This window comes from Kitasatospora sp. NPDC092039 (genome assembly GCF_044756065.1).
Taxonomy (GTDB): domain Bacteria; phylum Actinomycetota; class Actinomycetes; order Streptomycetales; family Streptomycetaceae; genus Kitasatospora.
In genome coordinates this window covers 192,289-214,020 of sequence record NZ_JBIVSD010000001.1, presented here as the reverse complement: position 1 = coordinate 214,020, position 21,732 = coordinate 192,289, and the positions used below count along the sequence as shown (strand labels likewise).

Below are 21,732 nucleotides of genomic sequence, written 5' to 3'. Positions count from 1 at the left end.
GGGGGCGGCGCGGGCCCCGGGGGGGGGGGCCGGGGGGGGGGGCCCCCCCGCGCCCCCCCGGGGGGGGGGGGGGGCCCGCGGGCCCCCCCCCCCCCCGGGGGGGGGCCCCCCCGTCGTCCGTACCGGTCCGGCCGGGGCCGGCTACGGCCGGGTGAAGGTGAGGTGGGTGACTCCGCTCGGCGCGGCCACCGCCTCGGTGCGGAAGCGCTGCTCCAGCCCCTCCAGCCCGGTCCAGAGCGGCTCGCCCCGGCCGAGCAGCACCGGCACCACGACCACGTGCAGGTGGTCGATCAGATCGGCCGCCAGGAACTCCCGGACGGTGCTCGGGCCGCCGCCGATCCGCACGTCCAGGCCGCCGGCCGCCTCCCGGGCCCGGCGCAGCGCCTCCTCGGGGGAGGCGTCGATGAAGTGGAAGACCGTCCCGCCGTCCATCTCCAGTGACGGGCGCGGGTGGTGGGTGAGCACGAAGACCGGGGTGTGGAACGGCGGGTTCGGCCCCCACCAGCCCCGCCAGTCCTCGTCCTGCCAGGGGCCGCGCTGCGGGCCGAACTTGTGGCGGCCCATGATCTCCGCGCCGATGCCGTCGCCCCAGGTGCGGGCCATCGCGTCGTCCACGCCGGTGCTGCCGCCGTCCTTGCCCTGCATCCGCCGGAACGTCCGGGTGTGGAAGAACCAGGTGTGCAGCCGGTCGGCGGCATGGCCGAACGGGGCGTCCAGGCTCTGGCCCTCGCCCGTGCCGTAACCGTCCAGGGAGATCGAGAAGTTGTGGACCCGCACCAGGGACATCGTTCCTCCGCCGCGCCGCGTCTCGCGCGTGCCTCGGGTGCGGACCGCCCGCACCCCCGCGCGCGGGCCACGCTAACCGGGGGCGCCGGTTTCCCGGCGCTCCGTCACCCGCGCCGGGCGTGGCGGGAGCGGCGGGTGGGGAACGGGTGGAGGAAGGGGAGGGGAGCGGGGGAGAAGCGGTGTGGCCGTCACGCTATTGTCGTGCCTTCTTCATCCTGAGCACGCCCGGGCGGGCGATGCTTCGTCAGGCTGCCCGGGCCGGGCGGCCGCATCCCACGACCCTGGGGGGACCGTTCCGATGACCGTACGCCGCACCCTGACCGGATTCCTGGCCGCGGGCCTGATGGCCGCCGCGGCGGCGCTGGTCCCGACCGCCCCGGCGGACGCCACCACCGGCGGGCCGGTCGACCTGCCGTTCGGCTCCGCGACCACCGTCGGCCTCCACAACACCTACGACCCGGGCGCCTTCCCGTACCTCGCCCAGGGGCTGGACACCGGAACCGGGATGATCGAGCTGGACCTCTGGCCGAACATCGTGACCAAGAAGTGGCAGGTCAGCCACTCCAACCCGTTCGGCGACTCCAACAACTGCACCGCCGCGAGCACCCCCGCGCAGCTCTACGGCGGCAGCACCGACCAGGACCTGGGGAGCTGCCTGGACGACGTCCGGGTCTGGCTCGCCGCGCACCCCGGCGCCGGGCCGCTGGTGATCAAGCTGGAGCTCAAGCCCGGCTACTCGGCCAACCTCGGGATGGGTCCGGACCAGCTGGACGCGCTGATCGCCCAGCACCTCGGCTCCGCGGTGCTGCGCCCGGCCGACCTGCTGGCCAGGCCCGGCGGCGGCTCGTACGCGAGCGTCGACGAGGCGGTGCGGGCGGGCAACTGGCCGAGCCGCTCGGCGCTGGCCGGGAAGGTGCTGCTGTACGCGATACCGGGCACGGTCGAGTTGGACAACCCCTTCGACACCCTGCACACCGACGTCGAGCAGGGCCGGCACCTGCGCGACCTGGCGGCGGCCGGCTGGATCGGCCAGGCCCAGGTGTTCCCGTCCGTGCTGGGCGCCGCCACCGGCGACCCGCGCGGCCGGTACACCGGCGCGGACGCCTCGATCCGGCCCTGGTTCGTGGTCTTCGACGGCGACGCCTCCACGTACGTCACCACCGTCGACACCGCCTGGTACGACGACGCCCACTACCTGCTGGTGATGACGGACTCCCACCTGGTCGCCCCGGCGATCAGCGGCACCGACCCGACCGCCGACCAGGCGCGGGCCCGCACCGAGCAGTTGGCGAAGGCGCACGCGAGCATCGTCTCCAGCGACTGGCGCAGGCTCGCGTCGGTGCAGTCGCTGGTGCTGTCCCGCGGCTGACCGGGGCCGGCGGCTGACCAGGTCAAGGCACCTGGGAGTACGTCGAGTTGACCGGAGGTGAAGAGTTGGAACGGGGGTTCCGGCGGCGCCGCGCGGTCGCCATCCTGGTTGTCATGACCCGAACTCTACGCGCGTGGAAGACCCGCGTCGCCGCCACCGCCGCCGTTGCCCTGGTCACCCTCGCGCCGATCGCCGTCGCCACCGAGGCGCACGCCGCGGTGAGCGGCTCGGTGTGCCTGACCGCCCTGCCCTCGCAGGCCCGCACCACCCTCGACCTGATCGCCTCCGGCGGTCCCTTCCCGTACCGCCAGGACGGCGTCGTCTTCCAGAACCGGGAGCGCGTGCTGCCCGCGCAGTCGTCCGGCTACTACCACGAGTACACCGTGGTCACCCCGGGCTCGTCGACCCGCGGGGCCCGCCGCATCGTCACCGGCGAGCAGTACCACGAGGACTACTACACCGCCGACCACTACGCGACCTTCCGCAAGGTGAACTTCGGCTGCTGACCCGGCCACCGCTCCACCGGACGCTCCGGGCCCCGGCGCCGCACCCCGCGCCGGGGCCCGGAGCGTGTCCGGTACCCTCGGCGGCGCCCGGCAGACGACTCCTGGAGGTTCCCGTGCCGCAGATCCTGGTCGACCACTCGGCCGAACTCGAATTCGACCGGGCGGCCCTGGCCGCCGAGGTCCACCAGGCGATCACCGAGGTGATCGACACCACCGTGGCGGACTGCAAGACCCTCTTCCGCCCGGCCGGCGGGCACCGGGTCGGCGACGGGACCGGCGGTGAGGCCGTGGTCCTGGTCGAGGTGAAGATCCTGGCCGGCCGCAGCACCGAGCAGCGCGCCGAACTGAGCGCCCGGGTGCTCGCCGCCCTGCGCGCCCGGATCGCCCGGCCCGCCGTGATCGCCGTCCAGGTCACCGAACTCGACCGGGACACCTACCGCATCGTCCACCACCCCGGCCACTGAGAGCCCGGGAGGACGGCGGCGGCGCCGGGCCCGCGGGCGCGGCGCCGCCGGTGGGGAGCGGCCCGGATCAGTCCGTCGGGCAGTGGATGCCCGCGGCCGGCACGGTGCCGTCCAGCAGGAAGGCGTCCACCGAGGCGCGGACGCACTTGCTCGCGCCGTACCCGGTGTGGCCCTCGCCGTCACGGCTGAGCAGGACGGCGTTGCCGAGCTCGGCGGTGAGCTTCTCGGCCCAGGCGTACGGGGTGGCCGGGTCGCCGGTGCTGCCGACGACGACGATCGGGGTGGTGGCGGCGGACTTGATCACGTGCGGCTTCTCGGTGGCGCGGAACGGCCAGATCCGGCAGTCCGGGTCGAACAGCCCGGCCATCGGGTCGTGCTTGCTGATCAGCGGGGCCTTGGCGGCGAGGTCGGCCAGCGCGGCCTGCAGCTGCTCGCCGGCCGGGGCGTCGGTGGCGCCGTCGGCGCAGTGGATCGCGGTGTAGGCGTCCGCCGAAGAGCGGTAGTGGCCTTCCTTGTCACGGCCGTTGTAGCTGTCGGCGAAGGCGAGCAGGTTGTCGCCCTTGCCGCGGACCATCGCCCACCCGATGCCGTTGCGCAGCGTGGGCCAGGCCTTCTCGCCGCCGTAGAGCAGGCCGAGCACGCCGTTCCAGGCCGCCGAGGAGCCCAGGGTGCGGCCCTTCTCGGTCGTGAGCGGCTTGTCCTTGAGCCCGTCGAGGAACGCGGCGAGCTTCTGCGGGGCCTGCTCGGGGTCCTTGCCGAGCGAGCAGTCGGTCTTGGTGACGCAGTCGGCGGCGAAGGCCTTCAGGGCCCGCTCGAAGCCGGCCTGCTGCTCGATGTTGTGCTGGATCAGCGAGGTGGAGGCCGAGGTGGCGCCGTCCAGGACGAGTCGGCCGACCTTGTCCGGGAACTCCTCGGCGTAGAGCGAGCCGAGGTAGGTGCCGTAGGACATGCCGAGGTAGCTGAGCTTCTGGTCGCCGAGGGCCGCGCGCAACACGTCCATGTCCCGGGCGGTGTTGCGGGTGCTGACGAACGGCAGGACCTGCGCGTACTTGGCCTGGCAGGCGTCGGCGAGCTGCTTGCCGTGGTCGGAGCCGGGCTGGTCGGTGTTCAGCCAGGCGTCCCGTGCCTGGTCGTCGAGGCAGTTGAGCGGGGTGGTGCCGGTGGTGCCGCGCGGGTCGAAGCCGACGATGTCGTAGCGGTCGTGCACCGGGCCGTCGAAGCCCTTGGGTTCGTAGGTGACCGAGCTGACGCCGGAGCCGCCCGGGCCGCCGGGGTTGAGCAGCAGCGAGCCGATCCGCTGGTCGGGCTTGGCGGCCGGGTTGCGGACCACGGCGACGTCCAGGGTGCCGCCGGCCGGGGCGGTGTAGTCGAGCGGGACCTTGAGGGCGGCGCACTGGAGCGCCGAGGTGTCCTCCTCGTTCTTCGGGTCCTTCGCGCAGGGGCCCCAGGCCAGCTGCTGGCCGTAGAAGGCCTTGAGGGCCGGGTCGGCGGCGCCGGTGGGCTTGGCCGTCGGCGTCGGCGTCGGGATGGCGCTCGGCGTCGCGGCGGTGGCGGCCGGGGTGGTCGCGGGTGCGGCGGTGGTGCCGCTCCCGCTGCTGCAGCCGGCCAGCAGGGCGGCGGTGGCGACGGCCGCGACGGCGGCGGGCAGGGTGCGCCGCGGGGTTCGGGTGATCATGGAATGCACGGCACAGGAATATCACCCGCCCGTCACATCGGTCACATGGGATTCCCGGAAGCTCCCCCGGTGTCGAACCGTGCGACGGCGGACATCGCTTGCGACACGTGATTCCCCGGCGGTCCGAACGGTGCCATGCTGAGGTCATGACAGAAAGCAGTGCGGTGGCCCCGCTCCGTGATCAGGTGGAAGTCGGCGGGCGGCGGCGCGAGTTGGCCGCGGCGACGGTCGGATCGGTGGTCGAGTCCTTCGACTGGAGCATCTACGCCGTCCTCGCGCCCTACTTCGCGGCGGACCTCTTCGGGCACGGCAAGCACGGCGTCAGCGGCGGGCTCGGCGCGTACGTCACCTTCGCGGTGGGCTTCGTCGCCCGCCCGGTCGGCTCCTACCTGATCGGACGGCTCAGCGACACCCGGGGACGGCGCTTCGCGCTGAGCTTCGGCATGGCCGTGATCGCCGCCGCCAGCCTGGGCATCGCCGCCATCCCGGGGCGGGAGGCGATCGGGGTCTGGGCCGCGGTGCTGGCCGTGCTCGCGCGGGTGGTGCAGGGGCTCGCCTTCGGCGGGGAGGCGCCGAGCGTGGCCGCGTACGTGACCGAGACCGCACCGCCGCGGCACCGCTTCGCGTTCAGCTCGGTCTCCTACGGCGGGATCGTCCTCGGCTCGCTGCTCTCCTTCGGGGTGCTCACCGTACTGATCCGCACCATCGGCAAGTCCGGCCTGGAGAACGGCGGTTGGCGCTGGGGCTTCGTGATCGCCGCGCTGCTCGGGCTGGCCGCCGTCTGGGTGCGGCGGTGGGCGCCGGAGAGCGCGGAGTTCCGCCGCGCCCGGGAGCGCGCGCGGCGCACCGCCCGCCCGCCGTTCCTGCGGACCCTGCGCGACCACCGCTGGGCGGTCCTCACCGTCTTCCTCAACACCCTGGGCGGGACGGTCGGTTACTACTTCGCGCTGGCCTACCTGCCGCAGTACGCCGCCGCCTACCACGTGATCAGCAAGGAGGAGGCGGCCTCCTTCATGACCGTGGTGCTCGGCGTGGTGCTGGTCACCATGCTGCTCACCGGCGCCGCCGCCGACCGCTTCGGCCTGCTGCCGGTCGCCCGGCTCGGCTTCGGCCTGCCGATCCCGCTGGTCGGCGTCCTGCTCGCCGGGCTGCGCCAGGGCTGGCTGCCGTTCCAGGTCGTCGCCGTGCTGCTGGGGATGCTGGTGGCGACGGTGCTCGGCACGCTCAACGTCTTCACCGGACTGCTGTTCCCGACCGAGGTGCGGGCGGTCGGCCTCGGCGTGGTCAACGCGTCCACCATCGCCGCGTTCGGCGGCACCTTCCCGCTGCTCGCCGAATGGCTGAGCGACCGGCACTGGCTGGGGGTCATCCCGGTGTACGTCACCGTCTGCACGGCCGGGCCGGCCCTCGCGCTGCTGACCGCGATGAAGGTGCCGTCCTTCGCGGCGGCCGTCCGGGAGGCCGACGCGCCGGTTCGGCGGACAGCGGGAACCGCCTGACGGACAGTCAACCGCTGTGGTTGAGTGGTCCGGACCATCGCTGAACGGGGAGGGCGAGCGTGCACACCGACGCATCGGGTACCGACACACCGCGCACCAACACACCGCACACCGGCGCACGGGGCGCCGACGCACCGCACACCGACACGCGCGGCGGCAACCTGCCGGGCGGCTTCGTGGCGGACGGCTTCGGAGCGGACGACCGCGACCTGGCGGCCGACCTGTCGGAGAGCTGGCTGACCGAAGCCGGGTTCGAGGAGCCGCCGCAGGTGGACCTGCGCACCGACCGGGCCCACTCCGCCCGGGTCTACGACTACCTGCTCGGCGGCAAGACCAACTTCCCGGCCGACCGCGAGGTCGGCGACCGGGTCATCGCCGACCTGCCCGGCGTGCGCGAGGACGCCACCGCCGCCCGGGCCGTGATGCACCGGATGGTCCGCCGGCTCGCCGAGGTGCACGGCGTCCGCCAGTTCCTGGACGTCGGCACCGGCATCCCCACCGCGCCCAACCTGCACGAGATCGTGCAGGCCGTGGACCCGGCCTGCCGCGTGGTCTACGTCGACAACGACCCGATCGTGCTGGCCCACTCGCGCGCCCTGCTCACCAGCGCCCCCGAGGGCCGCACCGCCTACGTCCAGGGCGATCTGCGCGATCCGGAGCGGTTCCTGGCCGACCCGGGGGTGGCCGCCACCCTGGACCTCGGCCAGCCGGTCGCCCTGACGCTGATCAACATCGTCCACTTCCTCTCGGACGAGGCCGCGCACCCGCCCGTCCGCAAGCTCCTGGACGCCCTGCCCGCCGGCAGCTTCCTGGCCCTGTCCGCGGGGACCGCCGACGTCGCGCCGGAGCGCATCGCGACCGCCGGCCGCCGGTACGCGGAGGCCGGGATCCCGCTGCACTTCCGTTCCCGCGAGGGCGTCGAGCGCTTCTTCGCCGGGCTGGAGCTGGACGACCCGGGGGTGGTCCTGATCAACCGCTGGCACCCGGAGCTCGCCGACGACCCGGCACGGGTCGAGGGCGAGGTCTCGGCCTACGGGGGAGTCGGTCGCAAGCCGTAGAAAACCGAAGATCTGTCAAAACGATCGTCTTTACCTGTACATGTCATTAAAGTGACTGCCCGTCGAACCCCCACTCGGCAGGCGGAGTTTTCATGACCATTGCACGCAGGTCCATCCTCAAGGGCACATCGGCGGCCGGAGCCGCCCTGGTGGCAGCGGGACCGGTGGCGGCCGCGCAACCCGCGGCCGCCCGGCCGGCCGACGACGCGCCCACCAGCCCCCTCCTCCAGACCACCCCGCACCGCGCCGGAACGGCCGGCGTGAGCGGACTGCACCTCCAGTTCGGCACCGACGCCGGCACGGAGATGACCGTCTCCTGGATCACCCCGCAGTCCGTGCGCCGCCCGCAGGTGCGGTACGGCTCACCGGACGGCGGCCTCGGCCGGGTCGTCCAGGCCGAGACCCGCACCTACCGGGACTCGATCGACAAGGCCGAGGTGTACGTCCACCACGCCCGCCTCTCCGGCCTGCGCCCGGGCGCCACCTACCTCTACAGCGCCGGGCACGACGGCGCCGTCCCCGAGACCGGCACCTTCACCACCGCCCCGCGCGGCCGCGCCCCCTTCACCTTCACCAGCTTCGGCGACCAGGCGGCCCCCAACCTCCGCCGCCGGATCACCTTCCCCGACGGCATGCCCTCCCCGCTCGGCAAGTACCCGGTGTTCATGAGCAGCCAGGTCGGCACCGCGGCCTCCGCCGACATCGTCGCCGCGGTCGAACGCGTCGGCCCGCTGTTCAACCTCGTCAACGGCGACCTCTGCTACTCCTCCTACGCCGGCCGGCACGGCCAGAGCCGCACCGCGACCTGGGCCGACTGGTTCATCAGCAACAGCCGCTCCACCCGGCTGCGGCCCTGGATGCCCTGCGTCGGCAACCACGAGAACGAGGGCGGCAACGGCCCGATCGGCGCCACCGGCTACCAGGCCTACTTCTCCCTCCCCGACTCCTCGGCCTCCTCCGACGAGGAGACCCGGGGCATGTGGTACGCCTTCACCGTCGGCTCGGTGCGCTTCATCAGCCTCGCCAACGACGACGAGGCCATCCAGAACTCCGGCGACGTCTACCTGCGCGGCTACTCCGGCGGCGCCCAACGGCGCTGGCTGGAGAGGGAGTTGCGGGCGGCGCGGGGAAGCCGGGCGATCGACTGGATCGTGGTCTGCATGCACCACCCGATGATCTCCAGCTCGAAGCACGGCTCCGGCAGCGACCTCGGCCTCCGGGAGACCTGGGGCCCGCTGTTCGACGCCTACGGGGTCGACCTGGTGGTGTGCGGCCACGAGCACTACTACGAGCGCTCCCACCCCGTCCGCGGCACCCTGCCCAACGACACCCGCACCCCGGTGCCGACCGAGACCCGCACCGACCTGGTCGACACCGGGCGGGGCACCGTCCACATGATCATCGGGGCCGGCGGCAACGCCGCCACCACCCAGGACGACCTCTTCGAGCAGCCCAAGGGCCGGGTGGTCGTCGGGCTGGAGGACCCGAAGCCGGGGGCGCCCTACCGGGAGTCGGTCTGGCTCACCGAGGACGCCCCCTGGGCCGCCGTCCAGGACCGCGAGCACAGCCACGGCTTCGCGGCCTTCGAGGTCGACCCGGGCGACCGGCGCGGCGGCACCACCACCATGAAGGTCACCTACTACACCTTCGACGGGCCGCACGGCGACCTCACCCCGGTGGACACCTTCACGCTGTACCGGCGCCGGACCGACGGGCGCGACGGCTGATCCGCGGCCCGGGGCCGGGGGCGGGCCGCGGCAGGGGCCGTGGCACGCTCCGGGTCCGCGTCGGGAGCCGGGTCCGCGTCGGGGGCCGGGGAGACCGTACGGTCTCCCCGCGCCCGGCGGCCAGGCCCGACCGGCCAGGTGCGAGGGGCCGGCCGAGCGGCCGTTCAGCGCCGGAACAGGCCGGTCAGCACGTCCCACCAGCCGCGGCGCTGCGCCGGGACCGTCGGGGCCACCGCCCCGGCCGCCCCGGCCGCCCCCGTGCGCTCGGCACCGCGGGGCGCCGGGACGGCCGGGCCCGGTGCCTGCTCCGCCGCCGCCCCGGTCTTCGCCTGGACGGCCTCCGCCTGCTCCGCCTCGGCCACCGAGAGCGGGTCCGGCTCGATGTCCCGGGCGGTGAACTCCACCGGCAGCGCCGTCAGGTGACGGGAGATCCAGGCCGAGCTCCAGGTCAGCTCCTCCTCGGGCACCGCGAGCCGGACGTCCGGCAGCAGGGTGAGCAGGATGTCGATCCCGGCCTCGGCCACGTGCCGCCCGATGTCCTGGCCGGGGCACTCGTGCGGCCCGGCGCCGAAGGACAGGTGGGAGCGGTTGCCGTACAGCGGGGCCGCCAGGTCGGGGCGGACCACCGGGTCGACGTTGCCCGCCGCGAGCCCGAGCAGCAGCAGGTCCCCGGCCCGGATCTGCTGACCGCCCAGCTCGGTGTCGGCCGTCGCCCAACGGCCGGCCACCAGGGACATCGGCGGGGAGTCCCACAGCACCTGGTCCAGCGCCTCGCCCAGGGTCATCTGGCCACCGGAGAGGTGGGCGCGGAAGCGCGGGTCGGTGAGCACCATCTTCAGCGAGTCGGCGATCAGGTTGACGGTGGTCTCGTTCGCGGCCAGCAGCACCACCCGCAGGTGCTCCATCACCTCGTCCTCGGTCAGCCCGGCCGGGTGCGCCAGCAGGCGGCTGGTCAGGTCGTCGCCGGGGCTCTCGCGCCTGATGGCGATGGTCCGGCGCAGACCGGCGACCACGTACTCGTTGCTGGCGATCGCCGTCTCGGTGCCCTTCATCAGGTCCCGGGCGGCGGTGACCAGCTGCGGACCGTACTCGTCCGGCATGCCGAGCAGCTTGGTCATCACCAGCATCGGCAGGTGCTCGGCGAACTGGGAGATCAGCTCGGCCCGGCCGGTCGGCCCGACCACCTGGACCAGGTCGGTGGTGAAGCGGCGGACGTGGCGGCGGATGCCGCGCCGGTCGAAGCCGTTCAGGCCGTCCAGCAGCGCGCCGCGCAGCCGGCGGTGCTCGTCGCCGTCGGCGAACACGCAGATCGGCTGCCAGGCGACCACCGGCAGCAGCGGGGAGTCCGCCGGGACCTCGTTGTTGCGGAAGGCGTTCCACAGGCGCGAGTCCCGGGAGAACAGCGAGGGGGTGCGCATCGCGGCGATGTTGGCGCCGTGGCCGAGCACCAGCCAGGCCCGGTGGTCGCCGTGCAGCAGCACCGGGGCCACCTCGCCGTACTCGGCGCGCAGCTTCTCGTACAGGGCCGCCGGGTCGGCCTCGGCCTCCGGCCCGTACAGGCGGCGCAGGCCGCCGGGGCCGGTCGGGGCGATGCCGCCGCCCGCGTGGGCCGGGCAGCCGGGCGGCGGGGCGGCGGCCGGCGCGGGGGCGGCGGAGGTACGGGCCGCGGTGCGGGGCCCGGTACGGGGCTCGGGTTCGGCGCCGACGGGTTCGGGGGTCGGGGTGGTCACGGGCTCTCCGGTCGCGGGTGGGGTTCGGTGACGGGCATCGGGTCGGCGGGCGGGCCGGGAGGCAACCGGTGCGCCGGTGGGCTACGGGGCCGCCGGGGCGGCCAGCTCGTACAGGTGGTGCATCAGGGCCATCAGGGTGTCCCGGCTGGACTCCCGGCTGCGCGCGTCGCAGGCGACGATCGGCACCTCGGGGGGCAGGTCGAGCGCGCCCCGCAGCTCGTCGAGCGGGACGGACGGCGCCTCCGGGAAGCCGTTGACGGCCACCACGAAGGGCACGCCGCGCTCCTCCAGCCGGCCGATCACCTCGAAGCTGACCTCCAGCCGGCGGGTGTCCACCAGCACCACCGCGCCCAGGGCGCCCTCGAACAGGCCGTTCCAGAGGAACCAGAACCGCTCCTGGCCGGGGGTGCCGAAGACGTACAGCACCAGCCGGTCGCTGATGCTGATCCGGCCGAAGTCCATGGCCACGGTGGTGGAGGTCTTCTGCTCGACCCCGGTCGGGTCGTCCACCCCGACCCCGGCCTGGGTCATGGTCTCCTCGGTGGTCAGCGGGCGGATCTCGCTGACCGCGCTGACCAGCGTCGTCTTGCCGACGCCGAAGCCGCCGACGACCACCACCTTGACCGCCGTGGTGACGGTGTCCGGCAGCAGGTCCGTACCGGCCGGCCCGACCACCGGGTCAGAGCCGCTGAAGTCCATGGATCACCGCCTCCAACAGGGCACGGTCGGGGAGTTCCGCCGCGGGCACGGCGGCGCTGCGGGCCTCGATCAGCCCGTCGTCGAGCAGGTCCGCCAGCAGGACGGTGACCACGCTGACGGGGAGCTCCAGGTAGGCGGAGACCTCCGCGACCGAGAGCGGGGACCGGCACAGCCGCAGGATCGCGGCGTGCTCCGGCTGGTGGGCGGGGGTCGGCTCGGCGAGGGAGACGATCAGGGTGACCAGGTCGAAGACCCCCGGCCCGGAGGGGCCGCTGCGGCCCCGGGTGATGACGTACAGCCGGTCGGGCTCGGGGCCGTCCCAGCCACCCTGCTCGGCCGTCATGCCACCGCCTCACTGTGCTCGTTCAGGTGCCCGTCCCGCCGCCGGAGCCCGGTGCGGCGGGCCGGGTCGGCTGCCGGGTCGGTCACACGACCACCTCGGGGTTGCGCGGCGGGGTGGACAGGTGCTCGCCGATCCGGGCGACCAGGTCGCGCATCTGGTGGCTGACCAGCCCGGCGTCCACGCCCTCGTCGGCGAGCACCGCGAGGTAGGCGCGGTCACCGGCCGCCATCAGGTAGAAGTAGCCGCCGTCAACCTCGATCACCACCAGCCGCATCGAGCCGTCGCCGTGCGGGAACTCGTGGCCGATCGCGCCGGCCAGGCTCTGCAGCCCGGCGCAGGCGGCGGCGAGGCGGTCGGCGGTGTCCGGGTCGGTGCCGTACTGGGCGATCCGCAGGCCGTCGGCGGACAGCACGATGACGTGGCGCACGCACGGGACGCTGTGCGCGAGGTCGTTGAGGATCCAGTCCATGTTGCTGCGGTGCGGAATCACTGCTCGCCTTTCCCTGCCGTCTCTTCACTGGTGTGTGCGGCGCTGGTGTGTCCGGCACCCGTCTGTCCGGCACCCGGTTGTCGGGCGTCCGACTGCCGGGCGTCCGACTGCCGGGCGTCCGTGCTGCGTCCGGCTTCCGCGGTGGCGCGGCCGGTGTCCGTGCCGCGGCCGGGTTCCTCCGTGGCGTGCCCGGCGCCTCCCGGTCCCGTGGGCCCGGTCGGGGTCGGCCCGGTGCCCTTGATGCCGTCCATGAACGCCTCCAGCCACAGGCCCGGCTGCTTGGGCTCCTTGGGTTCCCTGGGCTCCCTGACGGGGCGCGGCGCCTGGGCCGGCGGCCCGGGCACGGGCCCGGCGGGCCGTGAGGCGGCCCGGGCGGCCGCTCCGTAGCCGCCGCGGGGCACCATCGGCCGGCTGCGGCGGCGCTGCGGCAGGCCGTTGGGCGTCCACTCGGTCACGATCACCTCGTCGTCCCCGGCGCCCGGGCCGGACGGGCCCCACGGGTTGGTCGAGCCGTAGGACGGCCCGACGCCGGCCGAGGTCGTCCGGGTGCCCCACGGACGGCCCGGGGCCGCGTGCCGGGGCGGGTTCGCGGGGAGCGGGCGGGGCCCGGAGAAGGCGCCGATGCCGTGCGCCCGCCCGGTCGGCGGCGCGGTGGTGAGCAGTTCCTGGGGTACCACCAGCACCGCCCGGACGCCGCCGTACGCGGAGCGGCGCAGCGAGATCTGGAAGCCGTACGCCTGACAGAGCCGGCCGACGATGGCGAAGCCCAGCCGGGGGGACTCGGTGAGGTCGTCGAAGTCCTTGGAGACCATCGCCTCGCGGATCGAGCGCTCGGCGCGGATCCGCGCCTCGTCGGTGAGGCCGAGGCCGCCGTCCTCGATCTCGATCGCCATCCCGCTCTGCACCTCGGAGGCGCTCAGGTGCACGTGGGTGTGCGGCGGGGAGTAGCGGGTGGCGTTGTCGAGCAGTTCGGCGACGGCGTGGATGAGCGGCTCGACGGCCGGTCCGGTGACGGAGATCTGGGCCACCGGGTGCAGGTCGACCCGCTGGTACTCCAGGATCCGGGACATGCCGCCGCGCAGCACGCTGTAGAGCGCGATCGGGCGGGTCCACTGGCGGCCGGGGCGGGCGCCGGACAGGACGGCGATGCTGTCGGCGAGGCGGCCGGTCAGCGCGTTGCCGTGGTCCAGGCGCAGCAGGTCGTCGAAGACCGCCGGGTCGTTGCCGTGCCGGTCCTCCATCTCCCGGAGGTCCTTGGCCTGCCGGTGGATGATGGCCTGCACCCGGCGGGCGATGTTGACGAAGGCGCGCTCGGCGGAGTCGCGTCGGCTGACCTCGTCGTCGACGGCCTTGGCGACGGCCTCGGTGACGGCCACCAGGGAGCGGCGGAACCTCGGTGAGACGGGGGCGTCGCCCTCCTCCAGCGGGCGGGTCAGCACGTCGAAGGAGTACCCGTACCGGGCCCCGGCGACCACCCTGCGCATCTCGACCCTGGCGAGCCGGTCCAGCTCGTCCTCCTGCCCGACCAGCCGGCGCTGCAACTCCTCCACCTGCCGGGCGTGCCGGTCGCGCGACTCGCTCAGCGCCCGCCCCCGGCGGGCCGACTCGGCGGCCACCACGGCCACCAGCACGGTGCCCGTCGCCCCGCACCACAGCACCCCGGCCCGGGCCCCGGCGGACACCACCAGCGCGGCGACCGCCACGGCCGCCGCCATCACGGCCGTCGGCAACAACCAGCCGAGCAGGGGCGCTCGGCGCCGTCTGGCGGGTGACGATCCAGCTCGAAGCATTCAGCATCCTCAAACGATCGGAACAGTACGGGGGGACGGGCGGGGCCGGCTCCGGAGGCGTGGTGGTGCAGCATAGCCAAGTTCAGGACATCCTGACCTAAAGTCAAAAATACCGTCCCGCAACCGACTTGTCGCAAACTGCCGGACAACCCCGACATCTCGCACACCAGTCGTAACCCGGGACGGCCACCGCCCGCCCACCAGGCTTCTCGCCCCGCCGCCCGCGCGCCGCCGTCCCGCCCCGGATTCGCTCATGCGAAGGGTTTCCGCTCCAAGTCCCTCCGCTGTGCGCCGAGTTCGTGCTAAAGCGCGGTGATGCCGGTCAATCGGTGGGGCGGCGATCACCCGGAAGGGGAGTCGCGGCCGGGCTCGGAGGGCGGGCGGACCCGGCCGTCCGGCCGCCGCCTCGGCTGTCTCGGTCGCTCGCGCCGGCCCGCCCGCTTCGGCTACCTCGCCCCCTTCGCCTGCCTTGGCCGCTCGCGCCGCTTCGGTCGTGGCCGATGGCCGGATGTGACAGAACCCCGGCATTGCGGACACGGCCCGGGCGGCGGAAGGATCGGGGCATGCCCGAACCGCGCACCGTCGTCATCGCCGCGTTCCCCGGGGTCGAGTTGCTGGAGGTGACCGGCCCCGCGGAGGTGTTCTCCGTCGCGTCCCGCCTGGTGGAGGGCGACGCACCCGCCTACCGGGTCGAGATCGCCGCCGTGCGGGCCGGCCCGCTGCCCACCGCCGCCGGGATCAGCCTGGTCGCCGGCCGGTCGCTGGCGGAGGTGGGCCCGGGCGTCGACACCCTCCTCGTGGCCGGTGCCATGGACCACGCCGACGGCCGGTACCAGGCCGTCGTCGACCCTGACGTCGTCGGCTGGCTGGCCACGGCGGCGCCGGCCGCCCGGCGCGTCGGCGGCGTCTGCGCCGGCGTCCACCTGCTCGCCGAGGCCGGACTCCTGGCCGGCCTGCCCGCCACCACCCACTGGCTCACCGCCGACCAACTGGCCGCGCGGCACCCGGACATCGCGGTGGACCCGGAGCCGATCTTCATCCGTGCCGGGCGGATCTGGACCTGCGCGGGCGTGACCGCCGCCCTGGACCTCGCCCTCGCCCTGGTGGCCGAGGACCACGGACCGGCGATCGCCCTCGACGCGGCCCGCGCCATGGTGATGTACGTCAAACGTCCCGGCGGGCAGACGCAGTTCAGCGTTCCGCTCTCCCTCCAGGCGAGCGCCGACGACCGCATCGACGAACTCCGCCGCTGGATCGACGACAACCTCGCCGAGCGGATCCCGGTCGAGGCGATGGCCGCCCGGATGAACCTGAGCGTGCGCCACTTCGCCCGGGTCTTCCGCGACCGCACCGGCCGCACCCCGGCCGACTACCTGGAGGCGGTCCGGGTGGAGGCGGCCCGCCGGCTCCTGGAGGAGTCCGCCCGCAGCCTGCCCGACATCGCGGCCGCCAGCGGACTCGGATCGGTGGAGACCCTGCACCGGGCCTTCCGCCGCCGGCTGGGCGCCACCCCGGCCGAATACCGGCGCCGGTTCCGCCCCCACGCCACCGCCCGCTGAACCCCCACGCCCCCTTTTTTCTCCCCGAGGAGCACCCAGTTGTCCCGCACCAGGGTCATCCCGATACCCGTCCTGGGCCGTCACGCCGTCAACGCCTACCTGCTGCTCGGCCGCCACCCGGTCCTCGTCGACGCCGGAACCCCCGGCAGCGCCCGGCGCATCACCGAGCAGGTCGCCGCCCACGGCGTCGACCCGCAGGACGTCCGCCTCGTCGTCGTCACCCACGGCCACATCGACCACTTCGGCTCCGCGGCCGAACTGCGCCGCCTCACCGGCGCCCCGATCGCCGCCCACGCCGCGGACCTGGGCCCCTACCGCACCGGCCGGGTCCGCGAACCGTACCTGCCCACCGGCCCGATGGGACGGCTCATGGCCCGCAACGCGAAGCTCCACGAACAGGCCGAACCCTTCGAGCCCGACCTCCTCGTCCACGGCGAGACCGCCCTCGCGGACTTCGGCGTCGACGGCCGCATCATCCCCACCCCCGGCCATACCGCCGGCTCCGTCTCCGTCCTCACCGACGACGGGGACCTGGTGGCCGGCGACCTCATCGCCAACTCCTTCATGGGCCTCGTCAAGGGCCGCCCGGCCAACCCGCCCTTCCACGACGACCCGCTCGCCAACCTCGCCAGCCTCCGCGCGATGCTCGACCTCAAGCCCACCCGGCTCCACGTCGGCCACGGCACACCCCTCGACCCGACCCGCGCCGACCGCTGGGCGACCGCCGAACACCGCAGGCTCCACCGCCGAGCGGCCCGCGGCCGCCTGCGGACCAGGCCACAGGACCCGGACCCGCGACCGGCCGCACGGGACCGGTGACCGGGACGCGTACGGGCGGCCCCGGGGCGGGTTCCCCAGCCGTGCGGGGCGAGGATCCGCCGGGTGCTCGCGCACGGCCCGTTCTCGTGGACAGGGCCGTGCAACCCTTGCGGCGGCGCGGCGGTGAGTAGGGCAGAGCGACGGTCCGGTCGGGCCGTCGCGTGGACGCGAAGAGGAATCGGATGACCGCGAGCGCATTGAACATCCCGGTGGAGGACCGGCCGGGGCCCGTCACGGCATCGGCTTCCGCGGGCGGTCCCGGACTGCGGGAGCTCGACTTCGAGGCGTTCGCCGCCACGCGCTGGCGGCGGCTGGTGCGCACCGCCTACCTGCTCACCGGCGACCACCACGAGGCCGAGGACGTGGTGCAGGCGACGTTCGCCAAGGTCTTCAGGAACTGGTCCCGGATCAGCCGCCTGGACGAGCCGGACGCCTACATCCACCGGGCCCTGGTGAACAACAACCTGAGCCGTCACCGGCGGCGCCGGGCCAAGCAGCTGCTCATGCCCGTCCTTCCCGACCGGGCGACCACCGCGGGCGGCGGCCACCGGGAGGTCGAGGAGCGTTCGGTGCTGCTCCAGGCGCTGGCCGGGTTGCCGCAGCGCCAGCGGGCCGTGGTCGTCCTGCGGTACTGGGAGGACATGAGCGAGCGCCAGGTCGCCGAAGTGCTCGGCTGCTCGGTGGGCAACGTGAAGAGCCAGGCCAGTCGAGGCCTGGCGAAACTGCGCGGCCACCCGGCGCTGGCCTCGTACGCGGCGGACACCGGTTCAACGATCGACGGAACGAACGGAGGCGACAGGTGATGGACACCGAGGACATGGTGCGCGGCGCTCTGCGGGACGAGGCGGCCCGGGTCGAGGTGGCGGACTGGTCCGCCGGGGCGGTGCAGGCCCACGTGCGCCGCCAGCGGCGGGGGCGCCGGGTGGCGGTGGGCGCCTCCGCGGTGGCGGTCGCGCTGGCGGTGGTGGCCGGTACCGGCGCGGCCCTGTCCGCGCACCACGGGGCCCAGGCCGTCGGGCCGGCCGCCCAGGTTCTCCCGGATCCGGCGGGGCCCGCTCCCGAGGCGGTGGTGGTGGAGCCCGGCCAGCAGCTGCCGTTGGGCCGCCCGGGCTGGTGGATGCAGCTGAAGGACCAGGAGATCTGCGTCCACGACGCCCCCGCGTACGGAAGCTCCCCGGGCTGCGGCGGACACTCCTGGGCGGGCGGAGCGACCGAGGTCACCATGCAGTACTACGGGAACCCCGGGCAGCCGGACAGCCTGTACAACCTCGTCTACCAGGGCCCCGGCCAGGTGGCCCGGATGGCCGTCGAACTGGACGGCCAGTCGCGCTGGGCCACCGTCGCCTCCCTCCCCGGCACCCCGGGCTACGCCACCGGCTTCGTCTGGGGGCCCAGCCGGAAGACCCCCGACGGCCCGACGGTGTTCCCGCTCGAGGGCATCAGGATCGCCGCGTACGACGCCCAGGGAAGGGTTCTGGCGAGCAAGACGCTGTCGTCCTGACCCCCGCGGGTCGGAGCCGACGGGCGAAGCCCGGCCAGGGCAGGGCACACCCCCGCCCTGGCCGCGCCCGCGCCAAGCGCTTCCTGCCCCTGAGCGATCGGCCGGGGCACCCCTCGACGGTCTGTGGACCGCGGCGCCACCGGCTGATCTTTGTTGATCAACGGTGGCCGTCTTCACCGGCAGACCGGCTTGCCCGGCGCGATCAAGGGGCTTCAGTCCGCACGTCGGGACTTCCATGCGAAGGCGTCCGCCGTCCGCCCGGCCAACGATCCGGTCTGCCAGGACTCCGTGATGTCGGTCCAGTTGCGGAGGTGCGCACTGCGGGCACCGTGTTCTGCCTCTTGGTCGTAGAAGAGGCTGAACCTGTAGACCCTGCCCTCGGCGGAGATGATCTGGCCGTCTTCGTGGTCGGGGCCTTCCTGCACGAGGTCGACGACGACCGTCCCAGCGGGATCGAGCCCCTGGGCCCGCAGAAGCTCGCGCAACCGGGTCCAGAGGTCGAAAGTGCTGGTCCGCAGAAGCCCGGTGTACTGGACGACGATGCCGGACATCATGGGCTCAGCCCGATGTGACGGCGGCTCCCCCGGTGGCGGCCGGCCACGACGACGTTCTCGCCGCCGTCGCCCCAGGCCGGTGGTGCGATCCGCACCTTCGCCCCGGACGCGAGGTGCCGCAGCCCCTCGCGGATCTCCAGGCCGCCTTCGCCGTGGCTGGTCTCCTGAGCGACATCGGCCACCAGGCACATGCCCAGCGGCTCCGCTCCGGTTGCGTCCGTCATGACTGCCATGATGGCTCGGTCCGGGCGTAGTGGCGTGGTCTTTTTCCCGAGGGACGGCTCTCGGACCTGTTCAGCTCATCCGGAAGACCGGCCCGCGCGGGGTGAACGGCAGCGCGGCGCCGCGGGGGACGAGGAAGGCGTGTTCGCGGCGCAGCCGCAGGACGTCGCACTCGCCGTCGGTGATGACCAGGACGGGTGCGCCGGGCGGGAAGTCGTCGGCCCGTTCCAGCAGGTCGATGCCCGGCTGGAGGACGGTGCCGCCGCGCCCGTGCACCCGCAGCCGCCCGGCGATCTCCTCGACGGGGAGGTAGCCGGCGTCGTGCGGGGCGGCGTCGCAGTGCACCACCCGGGCGGCCGGGACGTCGCGGGCGGCGGCGTAGGAGGCGATCGCGCCGAGGGCCTTGCCGAGCAGCGGCCGGCTCATCGAACCGGAGGTGTCCAGGACGACCCCGAAGGTGCAGCGCGGCACCTCCTCCTCGGGGCGGTAGCGGCCGGCCCGGGGGATGTCCGGGGTCGCGGACTGCCGGCGGGCGGGACGGGAGTAGCTGCGCACCGGTTCGGGGCTCGGCACGAACTCGTCGAACCAGCGCGCGAGTCGCGCGTCCCAGGGGAGCGGCGGGTGGGCGAGCGCGCGGATCTCCTCGACCAGTCCGGCCGGGAGGAGGCCGCGTTCGCGCCGGTGCAGCTCGAAGCCCTGCTGGAGGCCGCGCCGGTAGAAGTCGTCGAGGTCCACGTAGTCGCGCGGGCCGCGGTCCAGCGGTGCGCCGAGGACGTCCGGGCGGTTCTTCCCGGCCAGGGTGGCGAGCCGGCGGATCCGGCGCTGGTCGCGGACGATCCGGTCGTACACCTCCTCGGCCGACAGGCCTTTCAACTGCGGGTCGTGCAGCAGGCCTTCGGGCATCTCGCCGACGCCCATCTCCAGCAGCCAGCCGTTGATGACGTAGTCGGCGGCGACGTTGAACAGGAACGGGTCCCGCCCGCCCTGGCGCTCGCCGTGCCGAAGGGCGGCGTGCAGCATCTCGTGGCCGAGGATGAACCGCCACTCCTCGTCGGTGTACTGGCGCAGCGGGTTGACGTAGACCTCCCCGGCGTCGGCGTTGACGGCGGCGATGGCGATGTCGTGGGCGCGGGCGAGTTCGGCGTCGGCCACCAGGGTCAGGCCGGCCGCGATGCCGCCGAGCAGCGGGTAGGAGGAGACGAACCAGTTGAGCGCCCTGGTCCAGGGGCGTTCGGGCAGGCGCTGGCCGGTCTTCTCGTCGATCCGGCCGCCGGCCCGGTCCATCGCGGCGGACACGGTGCGGGTGAGCGCGGCCGCGAAGGCGCTCTGCCAGTCCTTGGGCGCGCGGCCGCTGCCGTGCCACTCGACCAGCAGCTGGTCCCGGCCGGCCGGGCCGGCGGTGCCGGCCGTCCCGGCGGCGTCGGCCGGCGGCAGGCCGTCGCGGCGCCAGCGGGCGGTCAACTCCTCCTCGTCGCCGCCCGGGTACTCCGGCGGGAGAGCGACCGGCGCGTGGCCGACCGGGAAGGTGGCGAGGAAGCGGTTGACCACCGCGCAGCGGGCGGCGGCCGCGTGGTCGTCCGGCTGGACCCGGGCGCCGCGGGCGGCCGGGACGTGGCCGAAGCCGAGGTGCAGCAGGCCGTGCGCCAGCACCCACGCCCACTCCTCGGGCTCGGCCCGGCGGCGCGGGTTGACGTGCACGGTGCCGTTGGAGTCGACCACCGCCCAACCGCCCGGAGGGGCGGCCCCGCAGGTCTCGGTGCGGCAGAACTCGGCGGGCAGGGCGGCGAGGGCCGGATTGCGGCGCAGCAGCCGGACGCCCTCGGCGAAGGACTCCGCGCCCGGGTCGGGCTTCCGCTTCGCGGCGGCGGGCTTCACCGGCGGGCCTCGACCAGGCGCGGCATGTCCCGGGCGGCCTCGATCAGGAACCAGGAGGGCAGCACCGGATTGCCGTCCGCGCCGTCGGCGATCACCGTCTGGGCGACCTCCACCGAGATCTCGGCGAGCTGTACCAGCAGCGACTTGGCCCGGAAGGCGGTCTGCCGCTGCGCCCCGGAGGCGTGCTCCTTGCTGGCGGGCAGCTCCTTGACCAGGCGGCCGCGGAAGGAGTCGGCCAGGTAGTAGAGCAGGTCGCGGTCCTCCACCCGGTGCGGCCAGCGGGCGTCGCCCTTGAGGATGGCCTCCAGGCCGTACGAGTTGCGGACGATCTTCGCGTAGCCGCAGAAGGCGATCGCGTGCTGCGGGGTGAGCAGGCCGTACGCGAGGACCTTGAGGGTCTCCTCGTCCAGCGTGGGGCCGAAGGAGTGCAGCGCGTCGGAGAGCATGTGCCAGGCGCGCGGGGTGGAGAACGGCTCCTCGGTCTTTGGCGGGGCGGACCACAGGTGGTCGGGCCGGTCGGTGAGGTGGTCGAGGACCCAGGGGTGGATCCCGGCGCCGGCCGCCCAGCGCAGCCAGTCCTCGGCGCTGGCCCGCAGGTGGACGTGGATCATGCGGTTGACCAGTGCGGACGCCATCGGCCGGGCGAGCGCGCCGTCGGTGGCGCGGTTCCCCGCGCCGATCACGATCGAGCCGGGCGGCAGCTCGTACGAGCCGATCCGGCGGTCCAGGATCAGCGAGTAGAAGGCCTTCTGGACGTCCGGCGAGGCCGCGTTGAGCTCGTCCAGGAACAGGCAGTACGGCTCGTCGCGGGCGATCTGCTCGGGCGGGCAGAACCGGGAGCGCCCCTCGGGGGTGAGCTGCGGGACGCCGATCAGGTCCTCGGGGGCCAGCTGGGTGCCGACCAGGCTCACGCACTCCAGGCCGAGCGACTCGGCGAAGGCCCTGACCAGGGAGGACTTTCCGATCCCGGGGGCGCCCCAGAGGAACACCGGGCGGACGGTGGCCAGGCCGAGCAGCAGCTCGGGGATCTGGGCGGGCGAGACGCTGACTGCTCCCTGCACGGGGC

At 74.2% G+C, this 21,732-nt stretch carries 21 protein-coding genes; 10 read left to right on the top strand and 11 right to left on the bottom strand.

Annotation, left to right across the window (positions count from 1 at the left end; genetic code table 11):
* Window positions 1–141: 141 nt before the first annotated feature.
* On the bottom strand, window positions 142–786 hold the full coding sequence (locus ACIQI7_RS00900) for a dihydrofolate reductase family protein (RefSeq protein WP_401103575.1): 645 nt from the start codon (window positions 784–786) through the stop codon (window positions 142–144).
* A 298-nt stretch (window positions 787–1,084) separates the two neighbouring features.
* On the opposite strand from ACIQI7_RS00900, the gene ACIQI7_RS00895 reads away from it, so the two are divergent.
* The 3 genes from ACIQI7_RS00895 to ACIQI7_RS00885 all read left to right on the top strand — a co-directional run bounded on the left by ACIQI7_RS00895 (window position 1,085) and on the right by ACIQI7_RS00885 (window position 3,125).
* On the top strand, window positions 1,085–2,155 hold the full coding sequence (locus tag ACIQI7_RS00895; protein ID WP_401103573.1) for a phosphatidylinositol-specific phospholipase C domain-containing protein: 1,071 nt from the start codon (window positions 1,085–1,087) through the stop codon (window positions 2,153–2,155).
* A 113-nt stretch (window positions 2,156–2,268) separates the two neighbouring features.
* Window positions 2,269–2,661 (top strand): ribonuclease domain-containing protein, encoded by a 393-nt coding sequence (locus ACIQI7_RS00890; protein ID WP_387755742.1) that lies wholly within the window; start codon window positions 2,269–2,271, stop codon window positions 2,659–2,661.
* Window positions 2,662–2,774: 113 nt separating this feature from the next.
* Complete coding sequence (locus ACIQI7_RS00885; protein WP_387755744.1) at window positions 2,775–3,125, top strand: 5-carboxymethyl-2-hydroxymuconate Delta-isomerase; 351 nt, start codon at window positions 2,775–2,777, stop codon at window positions 3,123–3,125.
* Between the two features lie 67 nt (window positions 3,126–3,192).
* On the opposite strand, the gene ACIQI7_RS00880 is transcribed toward ACIQI7_RS00885, so the two are convergent.
* Entirely contained in the window at window positions 3,193–4,800 is a 1,608-nt protein-coding gene (locus ACIQI7_RS00880) for an alpha/beta hydrolase (protein ID WP_401103572.1), read from the bottom strand.
* A 146-nt stretch (window positions 4,801–4,946) separates the two neighbouring features.
* Between ACIQI7_RS00880 and ACIQI7_RS00875 the strand changes: the two genes are divergently transcribed.
* The 3 genes from ACIQI7_RS00875 to ACIQI7_RS00865 all read left to right on the top strand — a co-directional run bounded on the left by ACIQI7_RS00875 (window position 4,947) and on the right by ACIQI7_RS00865 (window position 9,084).
* A complete protein-coding gene (locus ACIQI7_RS00875) occupies window positions 4,947–6,299 on the top strand; it encodes an MFS transporter (protein ID WP_401103570.1) in 1,353 nt (450 codons plus the stop codon).
* A 236-nt stretch (window positions 6,300–6,535) separates the two neighbouring features.
* A complete protein-coding gene (locus ACIQI7_RS00870; protein WP_401104516.1) occupies window positions 6,536–7,357 on the top strand; it encodes an SAM-dependent methyltransferase in 822 nt (273 codons plus the stop codon).
* Window positions 7,358–7,449: 92 nt separating this feature from the next.
* On the top strand, window positions 7,450–9,084 hold the full coding sequence (locus tag ACIQI7_RS00865) for a purple acid phosphatase family protein (protein WP_401103567.1): 1,635 nt from the start codon (window positions 7,450–7,452) through the stop codon (window positions 9,082–9,084).
* Between the two features lie 164 nt (window positions 9,085–9,248).
* On the opposite strand, the gene ACIQI7_RS00860 is transcribed toward ACIQI7_RS00865, so the two are convergent.
* The 5 genes from ACIQI7_RS00860 to ACIQI7_RS00840 all read right to left on the bottom strand — a co-directional run bounded on the left by ACIQI7_RS00860 (window position 9,249) and on the right by ACIQI7_RS00840 (window position 14,136).
* Window positions 9,249–10,814 (bottom strand): cytochrome P450, encoded by a 1,566-nt coding sequence (locus ACIQI7_RS00860; protein WP_401103566.1) that lies wholly within the window; start codon window positions 10,812–10,814, stop codon window positions 9,249–9,251.
* Between the two features lie 81 nt (window positions 10,815–10,895).
* Window positions 10,896–11,513, bottom strand: a complete 618-nt coding sequence (locus tag ACIQI7_RS00855; RefSeq protein ID WP_387755752.1) for an ATP/GTP-binding protein — start codon at window positions 11,511–11,513, stop codon at window positions 10,896–10,898.
* A complete protein-coding gene (locus ACIQI7_RS00850) occupies window positions 11,494–11,856 on the bottom strand; it encodes a DUF742 domain-containing protein (protein ID WP_387755754.1) in 363 nt (120 codons plus the stop codon). The genes ACIQI7_RS00855 and ACIQI7_RS00850 overlap by 20 nt, the downstream gene beginning before the upstream one ends.
* 82 nt (window positions 11,857–11,938) lie before the next feature.
* Window positions 11,939–12,325 carry a roadblock/LC7 domain-containing protein gene (locus tag ACIQI7_RS00845; protein WP_355264222.1) on the bottom strand — a complete coding sequence of 129 codons (387 nt, stop codon included), beginning with the start codon at window positions 12,323–12,325 and terminating at the stop codon, window positions 11,939–11,941.
* A 17-nt stretch (window positions 12,326–12,342) separates the two neighbouring features.
* Entirely contained in the window at window positions 12,343–14,136 is a 1,794-nt protein-coding gene (locus tag ACIQI7_RS00840; protein ID WP_401103564.1) for a sensor histidine kinase, read from the bottom strand.
* Window positions 14,137–14,699: 563 nt separating this feature from the next.
* On the opposite strand from ACIQI7_RS00840, the gene ACIQI7_RS00835 reads away from it, so the two are divergent.
* The 4 genes from ACIQI7_RS00835 (at window position 14,700) to ACIQI7_RS00820 (ending at window position 18,015) form a co-directional block, all read left to right on the top strand.
* Window positions 14,700–15,695 carry a GlxA family transcriptional regulator gene (locus ACIQI7_RS00835; RefSeq protein WP_401103562.1) on the top strand — a complete coding sequence of 332 codons (996 nt, stop codon included), beginning with the start codon at window positions 14,700–14,702 and terminating at the stop codon, window positions 15,693–15,695.
* Window positions 15,696–15,734: 39 nt separating this feature from the next.
* The gene (locus ACIQI7_RS00830; protein ID WP_401103560.1) at window positions 15,735–16,514 is read left to right on the top strand and encodes an MBL fold metallo-hydrolase; all 780 of its coding nucleotides are present in this window, start codon (window positions 15,735–15,737) and stop codon (window positions 16,512–16,514) included.
* 182 nt (window positions 16,515–16,696) lie between these two features.
* Entirely contained in the window at window positions 16,697–17,317 is a 621-nt protein-coding gene (locus ACIQI7_RS00825; protein ID WP_401103558.1) for a SigE family RNA polymerase sigma factor, read from the top strand.
* Window positions 17,314–18,015 carry a hypothetical protein gene (locus tag ACIQI7_RS00820; RefSeq protein ID WP_401103556.1) on the top strand — a complete coding sequence of 234 codons (702 nt, stop codon included), beginning with the start codon at window positions 17,314–17,316 and terminating at the stop codon, window positions 18,013–18,015. Before ACIQI7_RS00825 ends, ACIQI7_RS00820 begins: the two co-directional genes overlap by 4 nt.
* 212 nt (window positions 18,016–18,227) lie before the next feature.
* Here ACIQI7_RS00820 and ACIQI7_RS00815 read toward each other — a convergent pair whose 3' ends face one another.
* The 4 genes from ACIQI7_RS00815 to ACIQI7_RS00800 form a co-directional block, all read right to left on the bottom strand.
* Window positions 18,228–18,569: a hypothetical protein gene (locus ACIQI7_RS00815; protein ID WP_401103554.1), complete on the bottom strand. Its 342-nt coding sequence runs from the start codon at window positions 18,567–18,569 to the stop codon at window positions 18,228–18,230.
* Window positions 18,566–18,793: a hypothetical protein gene (locus tag ACIQI7_RS00810; protein WP_401103552.1), complete on the bottom strand. Its 228-nt coding sequence runs from the start codon at window positions 18,791–18,793 to the stop codon at window positions 18,566–18,568. Before ACIQI7_RS00810 ends, ACIQI7_RS00815 begins: the two co-directional genes overlap by 4 nt.
* Window positions 18,794–18,863: 70 nt before the next feature.
* Window positions 18,864–20,666: a hypothetical protein gene (locus tag ACIQI7_RS00805; protein ID WP_401103550.1), complete on the bottom strand. Its 1,803-nt coding sequence runs from the start codon at window positions 20,664–20,666 to the stop codon at window positions 18,864–18,866.
* Window positions 20,663–21,727, bottom strand: coding sequence for an ATP-binding protein (locus tag ACIQI7_RS00800; RefSeq protein ID WP_387755776.1), 1,065 nt, complete (start codon window positions 21,725–21,727; stop codon window positions 20,663–20,665). Before ACIQI7_RS00800 ends, ACIQI7_RS00805 begins: the two co-directional genes overlap by 4 nt.
* Window positions 21,728–21,732: the final 5 nt, after the last annotated feature.